9 protein-coding genes and 4 pseudogenes are annotated in these 18,444 nt (G+C 68.5%); 3 read left to right on the plus strand and 10 right to left on the minus strand.

The window, feature by feature from the left end; genetic code table 11:
* Position 1 precedes the first annotated feature (1 nt).
* The 10 genes and pseudogenes from eccA to JX552_RS30605 all read right to left on the minus strand — a co-directional run bounded on the left by eccA (position 2) and on the right by JX552_RS30605 (position 11,406).
* Positions 2 to 1,843, minus strand: coding sequence for a type VII secretion AAA-ATPase EccA (eccA, locus tag JX552_RS30560; protein WP_205875505.1), 1,842 nt, complete (start codon positions 1,841 to 1,843; stop codon positions 2 to 4).
* Positions 1,840 to 3,378, minus strand: a complete 1,539-nt coding sequence (gene eccE / locus JX552_RS30565) for a type VII secretion protein EccE (RefSeq protein ID WP_205875506.1) — start codon at positions 3,376 to 3,378, stop codon at positions 1,840 to 1,842. Before eccE ends, eccA begins: the two co-directional genes overlap by 4 nt.
* Entirely contained in the window at positions 3,375 to 5,018 is a 1,644-nt protein-coding gene (mycP, locus tag JX552_RS30570) for a type VII secretion-associated serine protease mycosin (protein ID WP_205875507.1), read from the minus strand. The genes eccE and mycP overlap by 4 nt, the downstream gene beginning before the upstream one ends.
* Positions 5,015 to 6,505 (minus strand): type VII secretion integral membrane protein EccD, encoded by a 1,491-nt coding sequence (eccD, locus tag JX552_RS30575; RefSeq protein ID WP_205875508.1) that lies wholly within the window; start codon positions 6,503 to 6,505, stop codon positions 5,015 to 5,017. Before eccD ends, mycP begins: the two co-directional genes overlap by 4 nt.
* Positions 6,505 to 7,506: a MinD/ParA family ATP-binding protein gene (locus tag JX552_RS30580; RefSeq protein ID WP_241010783.1), complete on the minus strand. Its 1,002-nt coding sequence runs from the start codon at positions 7,504 to 7,506 to the stop codon at positions 6,505 to 6,507. The genes eccD and JX552_RS30580 overlap by 1 nt, the downstream gene beginning before the upstream one ends.
* A gap of 35 nt (positions 7,507 to 7,541) precedes the next feature.
* Positions 7,542 to 8,375: an ESX secretion-associated protein EspG gene (locus JX552_RS30585; protein WP_205875510.1), complete on the minus strand. Its 834-nt coding sequence runs from the start codon at positions 8,373 to 8,375 to the stop codon at positions 7,542 to 7,544.
* 65 nt (positions 8,376 to 8,440) lie between these two features.
* The gene (locus tag JX552_RS30590; protein WP_205875511.1) at positions 8,441 to 8,731 is read right to left on the minus strand and encodes a WXG100 family type VII secretion target; all 291 of its coding nucleotides are present in this window, start codon (positions 8,729 to 8,731) and stop codon (positions 8,441 to 8,443) included.
* A 57-nt stretch (positions 8,732 to 8,788) separates the two neighbouring features.
* Entirely contained in the window at positions 8,789 to 9,115 is a 327-nt protein-coding gene (locus tag JX552_RS30595; protein WP_205875512.1) for a WXG100 family type VII secretion target, read from the minus strand.
* A gap of 211 nt (positions 9,116 to 9,326) precedes the next feature.
* Positions 9,327 to 9,832: pseudogene (locus JX552_RS30600) on the minus strand (pullulanase).
* A 123-nt stretch (positions 9,833 to 9,955) separates the two neighbouring features.
* Positions 9,956 to 11,406 (minus strand): annotated as a pseudogene (locus JX552_RS30605) (CCA tRNA nucleotidyltransferase).
* A gap of 280 nt (positions 11,407 to 11,686) precedes the next feature.
* Between JX552_RS30605 and JX552_RS30610 the strand changes: the two are divergent.
* The 3 genes and pseudogenes from JX552_RS30610 to murJ all read left to right on the plus strand — a co-directional run bounded on the left by JX552_RS30610 (position 11,687) and on the right by murJ (position 18,421).
* Positions 11,687 to 12,427 (plus strand): annotated as a pseudogene (locus JX552_RS30610) (NUDIX hydrolase).
* Positions 12,424 to 14,816, plus strand: a pseudogene (locus tag JX552_RS30615) (hypothetical protein). Before JX552_RS30610 ends, JX552_RS30615 begins: the two co-directional pseudogenes overlap by 4 nt.
* Positions 14,813 to 18,421: a murein biosynthesis integral membrane protein MurJ gene (gene murJ / locus JX552_RS30620; protein ID WP_241010784.1), complete on the plus strand. Its 3,609-nt coding sequence runs from the start codon at positions 14,813 to 14,815 to the stop codon at positions 18,419 to 18,421. Before JX552_RS30615 ends, murJ begins: the two are co-directional and overlap by 4 nt.
* Positions 18,422 to 18,444: the final 23 nt, after the last annotated feature.

An 18,444-nucleotide genomic window follows, 5' to 3' on the forward strand; every position in this document is an offset into this window, starting at 1 on the left:
CCTACAGCTCGATCGGCACGTGCTTTTCGGCGCAGGCCTCGCGCACTGCGGTGATCACATCCCGGGTGCGCAGGGTCCGTAGGTCATCGACCGTCACCGATCCCCTGGCGCTGCGGTGTTGGGCGGCCACCCGCGAATCCCGAAGCCGCTCAGCGCGTTCCACGACGTTGCGGGAGAACCGACCGTTCTGCATGAGGTCGACGCCGTGCGTGCCATCCGGGGCCTGATACGAACGCAAGGTCGCGCAGGCCGCCGCCAGCGCCTCGGCCGCGGCCGGTTCGATCACCGTTGCTCTCGGGTTGCCGTAGCGCACCGCGATTTCCACCAGCTCCTGCGGCGTGTACGACTCGAAGCGCAGCTTGCGGTTGAACCGTCCGGCCAAACCCGGGTTCACCGTGAGGAATTCGTCGACTTCCTTCTCGTACCCGGCACCGATGAAGCAGAAGTCGAACCGGTGCACCTCCAGTGCCACCAGCAACTGGTTGACTGCCTCCATGCCGATCATGTCCGGCCGCCCGTCCTGGTGGCGTTCCACCAGTGAATAGAACTCGTCCATGAACAACACGCGCCCCAATGAACGGTCAATCAGCTCATTGGTTTTCGGTCCGGAAGCCCCGATGTGCTCGCCGCAGAAGTCGGCCCGCTTCACTTCGACGATCTCGGGGTGACGGACGATGCCCAGGCCAGCGTAGATTTTTCCCAGCGCTTCGGCGGTGGTCGTCTTTCCGGTACCCGGTGGACCGACCAGCAACATGTGGTTGGTCTGATTGGCCACCGGCAATCCGGCGGCCAGGCGCAATGCCCGCACCTCGATCTGGTCCTCCAACTCGGCGACCGCACGCTTGACTTCGGCCAGTCCGACCTGGTTGTCGAGCAGCGCCCGACCCTCTTGCAGCAGTTGGTTTCGCCGCTCCTCGTGTTCGGCATCGGTGCGCTGCTGTGCCGATCGCTGGGTTCTGAAATCCCACTTGTCCGTACGGGTGCCGATGGTCTCCTCGTCGGTAATCAGCAGCTGCAGACTGGTGTCGGCCAGCGCCTGCTTGGCGGACACCATCAACGCACCGTTGACAGTGGCCCTGGACAGCCACTCCTGCGCCTGTGCTTCATCGCCGAGCTGGCGGTGGGCCATCCCCCGCACATAAGCCAGGTCGGCGGCGATCAGCGGATAGTCTCCGGGATCGATTGCGGTGATGGCGTTCTCGTTGCGGGTACGGCGCGGGCCGGCGGCAATCGGATGTACCTCCACCCGATCGGTCCAGCTGAGCGCAACACGTGCCTGGCCCAGATGGGCCGCCGCGTGCGCAGCCAGCGTGCAGGTGGCGGCGGTGACCGCGGACATGATGATGGCTTGTGGCGGGAGAACCGTTGCCGCCACTGAAATCACGTCCGGCCACCGTTGTGTGGCGAACATGAGATACGCCTGAATGTACTGCTGCCACTGGTGATTTTCCCAAGTGTCCAGCAGGGCGGCATCACCCAGCAGCGTGTCCGCCTCCCCGTACCGGCCCGCATCGACCAGAGCGCTGGCCAACGACAACCCCGCGTGCGACGCCTCCGTCACCGAAATCGACAGATAAGGGCCGGCTTTGATCGGGGCAGCGAGTCGTACTCCGAGCCGGTTCGTCTCCCGGTGCAGTCGCGACCCGTAGCTGTACAGTTGCTGCACCGTCGTCAACGACTCGTCGCCCGCGGCGATCCGGCCCAGCCAGGCGTCGGCCATCGACGGATCGATCTCCGTCGCCTCGCGGAACCGGGTCCCCGCCTCCACCGGATCCCTGTCCAGCAAGGCCATTCCCTGGTCGAACCGCTTGCGTGCGGCGGCGGTCATGGTGCTGCTGGTCATGGCGCATCCGCGGCTGCCAGGTCCCCGCTGCGCAGACTGCCGGGCTCGGTTGACACATAACGATTCTCGGCGCGAAACAACTCTACCTCGACAGTGTGAACCCGGCCGCCGGCCACGACCGACAGGGTCGCCGGGCCGACCTCGGTGATCAGCACATTCGCCGAGCCACGGTACTGGGCACCCGGCTCCCCCACGGAAACAACCGTATTCGGGCGGGGCGCGGGAGTGACGGTTCCGTCGACCACGCTGACCGTGGTACCCGTCATCGGTTTGGCCAGTTCGGTGACGGCGATATCCGGTGTCCGAACACTGTTCCAGCGCTTAGTGTTTCGAGTGTGTACCGTGATTCGCTCGCCCGCTCCGGCCAACCTCACCACGATGCGTTTGGCAAGTGCATCGTGGGCGGCGATGTGGACCCGGCTGAATTCGCCCGGATCATCCAGCGGCAACATCATCCTGTTCCCGGCCTCAACTTTGCCCAGCAGGACTCCGGAGGGGCCGATCGGCATGACAAGCGGGCCGGCCAAGGGCCCGTGCCGGATGCCGCGCAGCTGCGGCAGCGGCCTGCACAGGTTGGCAGCCAGAGCCGTGGCCTGCTCGCCCGGCAATGTCTGCAACAACATGCCCGGCGGCGCCGTCGGCGGTTGCGCGCTGCGGATGGTGACCGTAGCGGTGAGGCTTCCGTCGTCGAAAAGTGTGACGTTCTGCGTGATTCCGTCGGCTCGGGTCGCCCACGCCTGTGCCAGGTTCTCGGAGTTGATATCCGCCGGCCGGTACCAGTACGTGGTCAGCCAGCCCCCTTCTCCTCGCACCGAACCCCACCGGCGGTTCAGCACGTCTAGCGCCGAGGCGCCCAGTCGGCGCTCCAGCTCGACGATGTCGGTGGCTGTTGCCACCTTGGCGCGAATGCCCCGCTGCCGCATCGCCGCACTGATCCGCTGCGCGGCGGCCAGCGTCGCGGTGCCCACCGAGGTTCTGGACCGCAACGCATCCACGTTGGCCAGCGCCGAAACTCTTACGACGAGCCACGTTTCGCGCTGCCCGGCGTACGGTGGGGTGCCGATCAACGTGTCGTAGACCCGGGGATAGTCCCCGGTGGCTCGCCGCCGGGCACCGGTGCTCACGACACTGAGCGACTGGACCTGTAGCCCCAGGTTCTGCCGCAGCAGCGGTGCCAACTCGGCGATGTCAACCGCGTTGTCAGTGTGGGTCGAGGTGGAGCCGGTGAAGACGGTGGGCGTGTGAGCCTTGCCCAGCAGTTGCACCGCGGCGACCGCGATGCCGTCCTGGAAGCGCACGCCCCCGCCGGCCCGGTCGTTGGCCACCGTATGCGGGTCGGTCCACCGAAACGTACGGCGGCGCCGCCACCACAAGGTGAGCCACGAACAGCCGGTCTGGCCCCGCCAGGGCACCACTGCGAAACCCAGTCCGAGTGCCAAACCCGTTGCGGCGCCGATATATCCGCCGCCGGCCCAGCCGATCAGAGTGGCGAGGAAGATGCCGGCGATGACGGCCGGCCCGCTGCGGTGCGTCATCGTGCCCGCCGTGCCCGGGTGATCAGCGCCGCTGCCGCCACGACAGCGACGACGAGCGCCCCGAAGATCGACGCGACGGTGCGGGCGCGGTGATCGGGCGGGGGCGGCGGGGCCGCCGGCGTGACGATCCTGCTGTGCGACGCGGGCGGAAGTCGTTCCCCCGCAGGCACGTCGAAGGTCAGCGCGGCCACCGGATCGACGACTCCGTAGCCGACCTGGTTATCGACTCCACGCGGTGGATTGTGTGCCGTCTGGATGATGCGGTTGATGATCTGGTGGGCGGACAGACCCGGATACTTGGCCCGCACCAGGGCGGCGACGCCACTGACATAGGCGGCGGAGAAGCTGGTGCCCCAGATCGGCATGTTCTTCTCGCCCGGCCGGATCGGCGGGTAGGCGTTGACGGGACCACCGGATTGCGGAGACAGCCCCATGATGCCGACACCGGGCGCTGCCGCGGCCACCCAGGGCCCGGCCAGGCTCTTGGCGATGACCGCTCCGGTGTTGTCGACCGCCCCCACCGCCAACACATAGTCGGAGAACCACGACGGCGAGGACACGGTTTTCACTTGGTGCCAGTCGCGGGGATCGGAGGCATCCAACGGGTCGAACGACGGGTTCTGGGCACAACCGTCTTCGCTGTCGTTGCCGGCGGCGGAGACGATCACCGCGTCCTTCACCGTGGCGGCGTACCACACGGCCGCGCCGATTGCCGCCTGATCCAGCGGGTCGGCGGCAGGCACGCAGGATGTCACGCTGATGTTGATCACCTTGGCGCCCATGTTGGCGGCGTGCACGATGGCGCTGGCCAGCGTGGCGATGGAGCCCGCCTTCTTGCGGACCTCCGTGTCGCCCGGTCCGGGATTGACCGGCTCATACGCCCGCGAGGACTGGCGGATCGAGATGATCACGGCATGCGGTGCGACCCCCACGACGCCGTCGGGTGCTCCCGGCGGCGGGGCTGGCACCTCCGCAACGTCGGTCCCCCCGACGCCGGGGTCCCCGGGCGCGTTGGACGGTTCATCACCGGGCGGTGGCGGTGGTGCCGGTCTGGTTTCGGTGACGGTGACGGGGGTGGGCGCCGGCGGCGGCGCGGGTGGCGCCGGCGGGCCCCCGGGCGGCGGCGGCGCGCTGTCCACCGGCGGCGGTCCGGCCGGCGGCCGGAAGGCCGGGGTGGCCGGCATCGGGGCGGGCATCGGGCTGCCCTGCGGCGCCGCACCGATCAGCGACGCGACGATGGTGCCGTGGGCGTCGCAGTCCATCAGGCCGTCGCCGCCCATGATGTAATCGCCGCCGGCGACCACCCGAAGCCGCGGGCTGGGATTGATCCCGGTGTCGATGACCGCCACCGGCACCCCGTTACCGGTCGAATACTGCCAGGCCTTGCCGATGTTGAGCATCGTGAAACCCGGCGCCGTGACCGCAACATTGGGATCGGCCACGGTGATCGTTCGCGCGCACATATTGCTTTGTCGCATCGGCTGGTCAGCGGCTGGCCTGCCGTCCGCGGGGACCCGGGAAGGGTCGATCGTCGGCGGTGGAATCGCCTGTGCGACGGGACAACTCGTGGAGACGCTGACGACGAGACCGGCCAGCGCAACGGCGCACAGCCGCCGACCGGTCGCAGTTGGCCGGGTCATCGCATCCGTACCCAGTTGAACAGGCCGCCGATCCAGGCTGCCATCGGCAGTGCGGCGATAATGGCCGCGATCTCAACCCATTCGGCGGCCATCCGGACCAGCGGGGTGAACCTCGTTACCGGAACGAGCAACGCCGCCAACAGCCCGGCACTCGCGAAGGCAACCAGCAACACGGCCGCCGCGAGGAGTGCCTGGGCCGACGACGCCGGCTCGTGCACGACATATTTGACGACACCGGCACAGGTCGCGGTCGCCGCCCCGGATACCAGCGCAACGGCTTGGCGTTTGTCGGCAAAGGCCCGCCCCCGGCTGATGAAGATCACCACGAAAAGCGCGGCGAGCACCGCGGCGGCCGTGGCGCGGTGACGGCCCGGCATCAGCGAGGACCACACCGCGGCGGGCAACGCTGCCGCGGCACCCACGCAGATTCCGGTCAACACGTGGTTGGCCCGGATCGCGGCCGCGGCGATCTGCGCGCCCCGCGGAGTGGTGTCGGGGTTCGCGTCCTCGTCGGCGCCCTCGCTGCCCTCGCTCACCGGAGAGACGGCATCGGCAGGAAGTCCCGAGCCGCGCCGGAATAGGTCGCGCCCGGTGATCGAGCCGAAGTACGGCGGGCGGATCCGCGCAATCCACAGCGCGATCGTCGGTGCCACGGTCAGCAGGAACAGCAGGGCGATCAGGGTGCACATGCCCAACCACTGGCCGGGAACGGGGCACCACATCCGCACGGCTGCGACTGTTCCCGCCAAGGTGCACAGCGTCACCACCGCCGCTGCCGAACTCAGGTACCGTCCGGTCGCGGCGGTGATTGCCCAGGTCGAGACCGCGGCGGTCAACGCGGCGATGAAGATGTGGGCCGCTCCGAGATGCCCCGGCGCGCCGCCGGCCAGGGCAACCGCGAACAGCGGTACGGCCAGCCACCCCAGCCCGTCGATCATGTCCGTTCGGTGCGGCCACCACCGCCACACCACGACAGCCCCTCCGGCCGTCAACAGCCCGGCACCTCCGGAGAGGATGCTGGGCGTCAGCGCGTCCGTCGAAATGCGTTGCCGCACAGCCAGGCCCGCAAGCGTGGCGGCGGCGGCCGCGGTGATGGCCAGCGCCGTATGGACAGCGGTTCGCACCGTGACCGGTTCGAAGAGCCTCTTACCCACCCGGGCCAGCCCGGTGGACAGCGACTCGTATTGCGGCTCGAAGGACTCCCCGTCAACCGCGGGCACCAGCGTCAGCGTGGCACCATCCTCGACGCCGAGTTCGTCGAGCGTCTTGGTCACATCCAGCCGCACCCCGTTGGCCTTGTGCAACTCGTAGCCGGTGCCGGCGTCCAGCCCGCTTAGCCCACGGCGCTTGAGCTCGTCGTTGAGCAGTTCCACGGCATTGTCGAGGAACACCTCGATCGGCACCGAAGCCGGGTAGACCTGGGACAGCAGGTGCTCACCGCAGACGACGGCAACCGCACACCGTGCCGGAAATGAAACCTTCGCCATTAACGTGGCCTGTCGGCGTCCGGAATGTATTTGTCGGCCAACCCAGCGGTGATCTCGAACAACCGAAGTCGTGATTGCTTTCTGAGTTCATGGCGGGTGTCGATGATGCCGCCCTTGGCCAGATACGGGTCGTAAGGCATGAATTCGACCGTCGCCCCGGATTGCCGGAAGCGCTCGGTGAGGTATTTGCGGGCATCCGGATCGTATTTATTTCGGCTGTCGTTGAGGATGACGGTGCTGCGGGACACCAATTCGTGAAAACCCATCGAGCGGAGCAGGTCGATAGCGCGTGTCACCGGCAGCGAGGTGTCGGCGGTCAAACCCGAGACGAACACGAGCGCATCGCACGCGTCGAGCACCGCCTTCATCACCGGGTGCTCCAGGTCGTCGGAGGTGTCGACCACGATGACGGTGTGGGTACGGCGCAGTCGGGACAGCACTCCGGTGAACATCGACGGCACCAACGGCCGCGGTTGGTCCGACGCGCGGTTGCCGGCCAGCACGTCGAGCCCGATGCTGTTCTGCCCCAGGTGTTCCCGGATGTCAGCGTAGCCCTGGACGTCGGTGTCGTTCAGGACAGCGGAATAGTCCCCGGGTGGAGACTCGTCGATGCGGCCGGCCAGCGTCCCGAACCCGGGGGCGGCGTCGATCGCGACCACATTGTCCGGGCGGCATTCCCGGAACACTCCACCGATACAGGCGGTCATCGTGGTCTTGCCGACGCCACCTTTGCCGGAGATCACTCCGATGACGTACTGCTTGCGGATGTGGCGCCGGATGCGCGTCTGCAGTTCCCGGTAGTGCCGTTCGGCGGGCGACTCCCCGAGATTGATGGTCTGGAACGACACTGCGTAAAGGAATTTGCGCCAACCCGAGCCGGGCGGGACTTTGCGGGGTGCCACCATATCGGAAATGCGTAGCGTTCCCGAGACGGATTCTTGGTGCTGGTAACGCCCGGTCGGTTCGGCGGCGTTCGGACCTGCGTTCCACGTATTCGTCACAGCGCAATTACTAACACGTCGGTGATCCCTCTCGACTACACAACTTTGCGGTAGGAGTGCCAGTCCTGATGAGCCGGCAGGCGCCGCATCATGCGGGTGATCGCGGCGGCGATATTGCCGGTGGTGCCGGGGCCGATGATGATCCACGGCTGTCCTCCGGATTCGACATCCTCGGCAACCAACCGCCCCTGTTCGGTGTCGGCGATGGTCACCGCGCCCGGGTCGATATGGGTTCGTCCGAAACGCCCCGTTTCCACTCCCGACTGGGTGGCGACGATCGAGGCTTGTGCCGACCGGTTCGAGTCTGCGGCCAGGGTCAGCAGTCGCAGCTGGTCGGCGTCGAGGCGCTGTCCAGCCAGGAAATCGTGCAGTGTCTGCCCGCCGGCCGCCGCGGCCCGCATCGCGGCGGCGTCAAGGGTTACGGGCCGCAGCGGCGCCGGCTCGTGTTGGCCGCACAGCCGCTCGATTTCTCTGTTGAGCACCGTGCTCGCCGTTGCCTCGGCGGTCGCCACACCCGCGCCGCGGATGCGGATCAAATCCGCGGACCGCTCCAGGGTGACCCACCACTGCGCGAACCTGGCAAGCAAAACCCGGGCCGGTTCCCCGTCACCGGGCGCACGGACTTGCATGATCAGCGCGACATCGCGGCGTGACAGGACCGTCAGCCACTCCACCACCGCCGGATCCACCGCATCGACGCCGTCGATGACACCGGCGTCACGCAACTCGGCCGCGACCGGATGGTGCAGGGCGAGTGGCCTGGGCTCCACGCTGGGCAGATGCGGCCGCAGACCCAGCTCAGGCGCGATCGTCTCGATCCCGGTGAGCACTTGCAGGGCCCATAGCCCGTCGACGGTGGTCGTTAACACGTTGTCCCTCAATGCAGGCCAAGGGCGCACGCTATGCATGCGCCCCGTCGGCCCGCTCAAACCTGCTAGGTGAACAAGGTGCCCAGCTGGGCATCGGTAGCCTGGGCCATTTCGTCCACGTTCTGCACGGTGTGCGCGTGTCGGCTGACGGTCTGGATAAGGTCTTCCAGCCCGTGCAACATCTGTTGCTGGGCGTCGAAGAAAGCCGTCGCGCCGTGGCCCTGGAAGAAGTCGCCGAGCGCCTGGGTCATGTGCAGGACGTCGGCGTGGATTTCCATCAGCTGCGCGGCCTGGCTACCGACTTCACCGGCGAAGCCGATGACGGCGCCGTGGTTGTAAACGATCTGATCTGTCATGACGGTGATTCCTTACGTGGGTGGTTCAGCAATTCCGGAGCGAAACAACGATGCGATTCAGACCGCTTGGGCTCCTCCGCCGAAGACGCCGTTGAGGTCGTGCGCCGCGTCTGCCTCGTGGTTCTCCATCAGCACCGCGGCCTGGCCGAGTCCGTGCGCCAGCCGCTGACCACCCGACATGATCTGCTGCAGATCGTGGTGGATTTGACCCGCCGTGTTCAGCGAGGTCGAGCCGGCGTCGCCCGCCCACCCGGTGGCGCTGATGATGTTTTCGTGACCACTGAGGTACTGATTGGCGATCGCCACAGCCTCCTGCAATCGTGTTTCAATTCGCTGCTGAGTACTACGCAGCAGTTCCGGAGTGACAACGGTCGCGTTTGCCATTATTTACGTCTCCCTCAATTAATTGCACTCCCCGAGCTCGGGTCTGCGTAAAAGTAGACCAGCGTCGGCGGGCTGTCACTTCACTCAATGCCGTTGATACACAGGCATTAACCAGGTGGTTTAGTGCACACGAGAAATGCGAGCCTGTCAAACCGTGGAGCGACCGAATTATTGGTGCCGAATCATTAGCCGTTCTCCATTTCAAATGAATTCATACCGCCGCGGCGCCGTCGGCTGAACCGTCACCGTCGGTATCCGACAGACGAAGGTCCCAGGTCCCGTCGCCATCGGTATCGAGATATCCGGTCACTCCCCCCCGGCGCAGACCACCCGGTCGGCCATCCCGTCGCCGTCCGTGTCGAAGAGCCGATCGTCGGGACGCCCGTGCCCGTCGAAGTCGACCAATGGACCACCGTGGTGTTCCACTCCATCCAGGCCGAACCACCGGACCTGCCCCTCGCGGTCGACCGCGACCGCCCACGTTCCCGACCCGTCGTCTACGAAATGGCTCTCCGGGGTGCCGTCGTCGTCGACGTCGAGCACCGCATGGTCGGCCAGGCCGTCGCCATCGAAATCGGCCAGTGCATCGTCCCGTAGACCGTCACCGTCCAGATCCAGCCCGATCGCGTCGAGGGTGCCATCGCTGTCGAGGTCCAGATCCGGTATCCGACTCCAGATGGATGCCGCACCGTCTTCTCCGCCCAAGCAGTAATCCATGCCGGTTTTGACGGGAATCCGCGGCGACAGGTTCCCTGCCTATGCCGTGCTGATCCCGGTCGGTGCCGCGCTGGCCGGTGCCGGCGAAAGACTTCACGTATTCAGCGGAGTCGCACTACTGCACTACTGCGTTCGGTCGGACTTGCGCGTCGTCCACCACGCCAACAACTCCGCCGTCGCCTCCTCGTTCGACAGCGGCCCCCGGTCCAGCCGCAGCTCCTTGAGGAACCGCCACGCCTCCCCCACTTGCGGCCCGGCCGGGATGTCGAGCAGCCTCATGATCTCGTTGCCGTCCAGGTCCGGACGCACCCGGTCCAGATCCTCCTGAGCGGCCAGCTCGGCGATCCGCTCCTCCAGCCGGTCATAGGACGCCCGCAGCCTGGCGGCCCGGCGCTTGTTGCGGGTCGTGCAGTCCGCCCGCACCAGCTTGTGCAATTGGGGCAGCAGCGGCCCGGCGTCGGTGACGTACCGGCGCACCGCCGAATCGGTCCACTTGCCCTCGCCGTAGCCATGGAACCGTAGGTGCAGGTACACCAGCTGCGAGACGTCGTCGACCATCTGCTTGGAGTACTTCAGCGCCCGCATCCGCTTGCGCACCATCTTGGCCCCGACCACCTCGTGGTGGTGGAAGCTCACCCCGCCGTCGGGTTCGTGGCGCCGGGTGGCGGGCTTGCCGATGTCGTGCAGCACCGCCGCCCACCGCAACACGAGATCGGGCCCCTCATCCTCGAGTTCGATCGCCTGGCGCAGCACGGTCAGCGAATGCTGGTAGACGTCCTTGTGCTGGTGGTGCTCGTCGATGGCCATCTGCATGCCGCCGATCTCGGGCAGCACCACCTCACCCATCCCGGTCTGCACCAGCAGGTCGATGCCGGCTACCGGGTGCCCCCCAGCAGCATCTTGTCCAGCTCGACCGCCACCCGCTCCACGCTGATCCGGGCCAGCTGCGGAGCCATCTGCTCGATCGCCACCAGCACCCGCGGCGCCACGATGACGCCGAGTTGGGAGACGAACCGCGCCGCGCGCAGCATCCGCAGCGGGTCATCGCCGAAAGACACCTCCGGGGGCATCGGAGTGTCGAGCACCTTGGCCCGCAGAGCCACCAGGCCGCCGAGGGGATCGAGGAACTCCCCGAGGCCCTCGGCGGTGATGCGTACCGCCATCGCGTTGACGGTGAAGTCGCGGCGCACCAGGTCGTCTTCCAGCCGATCGCCGAAGCGCACCTCGGGATGGCGCGTCACCTGGTCGTAGGTATCCGCCCGGAACGTGGTGATCTCGAGCCGGTGCCCGTCCTTGCCGACACCGACGGTGCCGAACTCGATGCCGGTGTCCCACAGCGCGTCGGCGAACGGGCGCACCACCGCCTGAATCTGCTCGGGCCGCGCGTTGGTCGTGAAGTCCAGATCCGGGCTCAGCCGGCCCAGCACGGCATCGCGCACCGACCCGCCGACCAGGTACAACTCGTGACCGGCCGCCGCGAATGCCGCACCCAGCTCGCGCAACTGGGGCGCGTATTGATGCAACGCGACCGCGGCGGCGGTCAGCAGTTCGGCATCCGGGATGGTTTCGGCCACGTTCGGTGAGCCTAATAGGAATGCCGTGGTGACTCAGCGCACGTCCTGGCGCTTGGAGTGTGCGTCCACGGCTTCGGGTGTGCGTCCACGGCGCCCAGGCAGGCAGAATCCCGCCGTCACGGCACACTCGAAGCGCTATGGGCAAACACGGGCAAACACCCGACCGACCAATCCGGAGATCAGAGTGACGCCTGAGCCAGACGTGACTCAGGTGACCAAAGGTGCCCACTGACGGCGAGTGCATCAGGAACACCGGCCCGTGCCAGCTAATATCGCTTGGGTGTCGGAGGGCGAACAAGCCAAACCACGTAGACGCCGGGGCCGGCGTCGCGGTCGTGGCGGCGCACGTCCGGCTGAGAACAATACGGAAAGCCCGCCGGCCGCCGACACGGTACCCACCCCGGCCGCCGCTGCCAAGCGGCGCCCCCGGCCCCGTCGAGCCCCCGACCGGATGCGCACCGTGCATGAAACCTCCGCCGCGGCGGCTGGTCATCGACGGCATCGACGGGCCCCGCGAAACACAGGTGGCCGCCCTCATCGGGCGCATCGACCGGCGTGGCAGGATGCTGTGGTCGCTGCCCAAGGGCCACATTGAGATGGGTGAGACTGCCGAGCAGACCGCCATCCGTGAGGTCGCCGAGGAGACCGGGATCCGCGGCGGCGTGCTTGCCGCGCTGGGGCGCATCGACTACTGGTTCGTCACCGACGGACGACGGGTGCACAAGACCGTGCACCACTATCTGATGCGGTTCTTGGGTGGGGAGTTGTGCGACGAAGACCTGGAGGTGGCCGAGGTGGCGTGGGTGCCGATTCGGGAACTGCCGTCCGGCTGGCCTACGCCGACGAACGCCGCCTGGCCGAACGGGCCGACGAACTGATCGACAAGCTGCAGAACGACGGCGAGCAGGCGCTTCCGCCGCTCCCGCCGAGCGCCCCTCGGCGGCCCCAGACCCACTCGCGCACCCGTCACGCCAACGACCCGGAACCGGGCAAGAAGAACGGTCACGGGCGGGGGCCGTGACGGCGCCGTTCTCCCGCTGGGCCAGGTTGGTGCGTCTCGCCGCAGTGATCGGCATCCTGGCCGGTTTCGGGATGCTGCTCACCGCACCGCGTGCCGGCGCGGGCGAACCCACCGCGACCCCCTTCGTCCAGGTCCGCATCGATCAGGTGTCGCCGGACGTCGTCACCACCACCAGCGACCCCGTCGTCACCGTCAGCGGCATGGTCACCAACATCGGCGACCGCCCAGTCCGCGACGTGATGGTCCGCCTCGAGCACGCCTCCGCCGTTTCCGCCTCGACCGGTCTGCGGACCTCACTGGACGGCAGCACGGACCAGTACGAGGCCGCGGCGGACTTCCTCACCGTCTCTCCCGAACTGCAGCGCGGTCAGCAAGCCGGGTTCACCCTGTCCGCGCCGCTGCGCTCGCTCACCACGCCGTCGCTGGCCGTCGACAAGCCCGGCATCTTCCCCGTCCTGGTCAACGTCAACGGCACTCCCGACTATGGCGCGCCCGCACGACTGGATAACGCGCGATTCCTGCTGCCGGTGGTGGGTGTCCCCCCGGACAAAGCCGGCGGCGCCGAGGCCGCCCCCGCCGTCGCTCCCGAGACCACCAAGCCGGTGTGGATCACCATGTTGTGGCCCCTGGCCGACCGTCCCCGCCTCGCGCCGGGTGTCCCCGGCGGCACCATCCCGGTCCGACTGGTCGACGACGACCTGGCCAACTCCCTGGCCAACGGCGGCCGCCTCGACACCCTGCTGTCGGCGGCCGAACTGGCGACCAGCAGGGACGTCGACCCCGACGGCGCCGTCGGGCGCGCGCTGTGCCTGGCGGTCGACCCCGACCTGATGGTCACCGTCAACGCGATGACCGGCGGCTACGTGGTCTCCAATTCAGCTGACGGGCCCGCGCAACTCCCTGGCACCCCCACCCACCCGGGCACCGGCCAGGCCGCCGCAACGACATGGCTCAACCGGTTGCGTGCCCTGGCCCACCGCACCTGCGTGGCACCGCTGCCGTATGCCCAGGCCGACCTGGACGCCCTGCAGCGCGTCAACGACCCCGGGCTGAGCTCCACCGCGACTGTCAGCAACGGCGAGATCATCGACCGCATCCTCGACGTGACCTCCGTCCGCGGCACGGCGCTGCTGCCCGACGGCCCGCTGACCGGCCGCGCCGTCACCCTGCTCAACGCCAACGACGACACGGTCGCGGTGGCCGCCGCCGACCTGACCGCCCAGGACGCCGCCGACGCCGGCAGCGCCAACGTCACGCCGCGCCGGCTCTCACCGCAGGTCGTGGCGGCGCCGTTCGACCCGGCCGTCGGGGCCGCGCTGGCCGCGGCGGGGACCAACCCGACCGTCCCGACCTATCTGGACCCGTCGCTGTCCATCCGGGTCAATCACGATTCGGTCACCGCCCGGCGCCAGGACGCACTGGGGGCCATGCTGTGGCGCAGCCTCAACCCGGAAGCCGCTCCGCGCACCCAGATCCTGGTGCCGCCGGCAGTCTGGTCGCTGCAGAGCGACGACGCGCAGTTCATCCTGACCGCGCTGGCCACCTCCATCCATTCCGGCCTGGCCGTGCCCCGCCCCTGCCGGCGCTGGTCGCCGACGCCGCCGCCCGGATCGAACCCCCGGTGCCGCCCGGCGCCTACCCGTCGGAGCGGGGCAGGTTCAGCGATGACGTCACCGGGCAGATCGCCGGCCAGGTGGGCCGGCTGTGGAAGCTCACCTCGGCCCTGATGACCGATGAGCGCACCGGCCTGACCGGGCCGCAGTACACCGCCCCGCTGCGCGAGGACATGCTGCGTGCGCTGAGCGAGTCGGTACCACCCGACACCCGCAACGGCCTGGCCCAGCAACGTCTGGCGGTGGTGGGCACCACGATCAACGACTTCTTCGGCTCGGTCACGATCGTCAACCCGGGCGGCTCCTACACGCTGGCCACCGAGCACAGCCCGCTGCCGCTGGCGTTGCACAACGGCCTTGCGGTGCCCATCCGGGTGCGGCTGCAGGTCAACGCGCCGCCCGGCATGACGGTCACCGATCTTGGTGAGATCGAATTGCCGCCGGGCTACCTGCCGCTGCGGGTCCCCATCGAGGTCAACTTCACCCAGCGGGTCGCCATCGACGTGGGCCTGCGGACCCCCGACGGGACGGTGCTGGGCGAGCCGGTCCGATTGTCGGTGCACTCCAACGCCTACGGCAAGGTGCTGTTCGCGATCACGCTCGCCGCGGCGGCGGTGCTGGTCGCCCTGGCCGGGCGGCGACTGTGGCACCGCTTCCGCGGCCAGCCGGACCGCGCCGACCTCGACCGTCCCGACCCCCCGCCCGCAGGACCGGCTACGCGGGCGCCGGGTCCGCCGGCGATCGAGCGACGGGTCCACGAAGAGCATCGCGTATGAACCCCGCACCCCGGGGGGTGCAGCCGGCGGCCGCGCAGCGGCCGACGTCGCAACCGCCCCGACATCAGCTGTCCCAACCGCGAAGCACGGTGCCGCCGCCGGGTCTGCCGCCGCGCCCGGGCTGGACACCGCAACAACGCCAACCCGCCCCGCCCAAGCGGCCGCGCCAGGAAGAACTGTCCGACGCCGCGGTGGTGTCACGGTCCTGGGGCATGGCCTTCGCCACACTGATCAGCAGACTCACCGGTTTCGCGCGGATCGTCCTGCTGGCCGCGATTCTCGGTGCGGCACTGTCCAGCTCGTTCTCGGTGGCCAACCAGCTGCCCAACCTGGTGGCCGCCCTGGTCTTGGAGGCGACGTTCACCGCCATCTTCGTACCGGTGCTGGCGCGCGCCGAGCAGGACGACCCCGACGGCGGTGCGGCCTTCGTACGCCGGCTGGTCACCTTGGCCACCACCCTGCTCATCGTGGCCACCGTGTTGTCGGTGGCCGCGGCCCCGTTACTGGTGCGGCTGATGCTGGGCCGCAACCCCGAGGTCAACGAACCCCTGACGACCGCGTTCGCCTATCTGCTGCTTCCCCAGGTGCTGGTCTACGGCCTGTCTTCGGTGTTCATGGCGATCCTGAACACCCGCAATGTCTTCGGGCCGCCGGCCTGGGCGCCGGTCGTCAACAACGTCGTGGCGATCGCCACGCTGGGCATCTATCTCGGCGTTCCCGGCGAACTGTCGGTAGATCCCGTCGAGATGGGCAACACCAAGCTGCTGGTGCTCGGCGTCGGCACCACCCTGGGCGTCTTCGCGCAAACCGCGGTGTTGCTGGTGGCCATCGGACGCGAGCACATCAGCCTGCGCCCACTGTGGGGACTCGACGATCGGCTCAAACGCTTCGGCACCATGGCCGCGGCCATGGTGCTCTACGTGTTGATCAGCCAGCTCGGCCTGGTGGTGGGCAACCAGATCGCCAGCTCGGCCGCCGCGTCCGGTCCGGCGATCTACAACTACACCTGGCTGGTGCTGATGCTGCCGTTCGGCATGATCGGCGTCACGATCCTGACGGTGGTGATGCCCCGGCTGAGCCGCAACGCCGCCGCCGACGACATCCCGGCGGTACTGGCCGACCTGTCGCTGGCCACCCGGCTGACCATGATCACGCTGATCCCGGCGGTGGCGTTCATGACCGTCGGCGGACCGGCGATGGGCAGCGCGCTGTTCGCCTACGGGCACTTCGGACAGGTGGACGCCGGATACCTGGGCGCGGCGATCGCGCTGTCGGCGTTCACCTTGATCCCCTACGCGCTGGTGCTGCTGCAACTGCGCGTCTTCTACGCCCGCGAGCAGCCGTGGACGCCGATCGTGATCATCATGGTGATCACCGCGGTGAAGATCGGCGGCTCGTTGCTCGCCCCGCGTGTCACCGACAACAAGGATCTGGTCGCCGGTTACCTCGGAACGGCCAACGGGCTGGGCTTTCTGGCCGGCGCCGTGGTCGGGCACTTCCTGCTGCGCCGCAGCCTACGCCCCAAGGGCGGTCCGCTGGTCGACCTCGGCACGGTGCGCACGATCCTGGTGGCGATCTCGGCGTCGCTGCTGGCCGGGCTGGTCGCCCACGTCGCCGACCGACTGCTCGGGTTGCACCGGTGGACCGAGCACGGCGGCGTGGGCTCACTGCTGCGACTGTTCGTGCTCGGCGTGATCATGGTGCCGATACTGGCGGCGGTGATGGTGGGCGCGCGTGTCCCCGAAGCGCAGGCGGCCGCCGCAGCTGTCCGCCGCCGAATCCGACGCGGACAGCCGCCCTCGGCCAAGGCGACGGTGTCGTCCGCGGGTCGCCCCGTCACGTACCCTGAGCAAAGAAATTCGTCCCTGCCGGGGGAACATGCGGTCCAGGAGCCGATCCGGCGCAGACCTCCGGTAGCCAGGGCCGGGCTAGGGAAAGGACCGGAGGTGACCGACCGCACTTCGGATAACGCAGCACCGAGTTCGATGGCGGGCGACGACTTCCAGCCCGACATCCCGAGTCGGGGCACGACGTCACGGGATCAACTCCACCGCGAGGTGGACCCGCGCGGACCCATCCCGTTCGATGCACCCCGCGAACGCGACGCCGACCCGCCGCAGGACGACCTCAACCTGGTGCCCGGGGCCCGCATCGCCAACGGCCGCTACCGGCTGCTCATCTCCCACGGCGGCACGCCGCCCCTGCACTTCTGGCAGGCCCTGGACACCGCGCTGGACCGGCAGGTCGCCCTCACCTTCATCGATCCCGAAGGCTCGTTGCCCGACGACGTGCTGCAGGAAATCCTGTCCCGCACCCTGCGGCTCAGCCGGATCGACAAGCCCGGTATCGCCCGCATCCTCGACGTCGTGCACACCGGATCCGGCGGTCTGGTGGTCTCGGAATGGATCCGCGGCGGGTCCCTGCAGGAAGTCGCCGACACCTCGCCGTCGCCGGTGGGGGCCATCCGGGCGATGCAGTCGCTGGCGGCCGCCGCCGACGCCGCACACCGTGCCGGGGTCGCGCTGTCCATCGACCATCCCGGCCGGGTCCGGGTGAGCATCGACGGCGACGTGGTGCTGGCCTACCCCGCCACCATGCCCGACGCCAACCCGCAAGACGACATCCGCGGTATCGGGGCCTCGCTGTACGCGTTGCTGGTCAACCGCTGGCCGCTGCCCGAGTCCGGGACACGCAGCGGGCTGGCGCCGGCCGACCGCGACGCCGGCGGCCACCCCGTCGAACCGACCGTGGTCGACCGTGACATCCCGTTCCAGATCTCCGCGGTGGCTGTCCGCTCAGTCCAGGAAGACGGCGGAATACGCAGCGCCTCAACGCTTTTGAACCTGCTACAGCAAGCCACCGCGGTGGCTGACCGCACCGAGGTGATCGGCCCGATCGCCGAACCCCCGGCCCCGGCATCCCCGCGACGCGCCGCCGAGCGCGGCGGGGAAATTTACTCCCGCCGGCGTCGCAACATCCTGATCGGCCTCGGTGCGGGAGCGGCCGTCCTGCTGGTGGCACTGCTGGTGCTCGCCTCGGTGGTCAGCGAGATCTTCGGTGATGTCGGCAGCGGCCTCAAGGGCGATCAGCTCGGCCTGAACAACCCGACGTCGTCGGCAGCCTCGGAGTCACCCGGCAACTCGACGCCGTCCGGCAGCTTCGTCAAGCCCACCAAAGCCACCGTTTTCTCCCCCGGCGGCGACGCCGACAACCCCGGCGATGCGGGTAACGCGATCGACGGCAACCCGACCACCGTGTGGCAGACCGACACCTACTCCGACGCCGTGCCCTTCCCTGGCTTCAAGAACGGGGTCGGCTTGATGTTGCAACTGCCCAAGCCGACGGTGGTCGGCGTGGTCGGCATCGACATCTCCAGCACCGGGACCAAGGTTGAGATCCGATCGTCCTCCTCGCCGAGTCCGTCGAAGCTGGAGGACACCACCGTGCTGACCCCGGCCACCACGCTCAAGCCCGGGCACAACACCATTCAGGTCAACGCGTCGGCGCCGACGTCGAACCTGCTGGTGTGGATCTCCACCCTGGGCACCACCGACGGTAAGAGTCGCGCCGACGTCTCCGACATCACGATCCAGGCCGCCTCCTGACCTTCGGGTGAAGTGCCGGGCGC

The sequence above is a fragment of the Mycobacterium gordonae genome (assembly GCF_017086405.1).
GTDB lineage: Bacteria > Actinomycetota > Actinomycetes > Mycobacteriales > Mycobacteriaceae > Mycobacterium > Mycobacterium gordonae_D.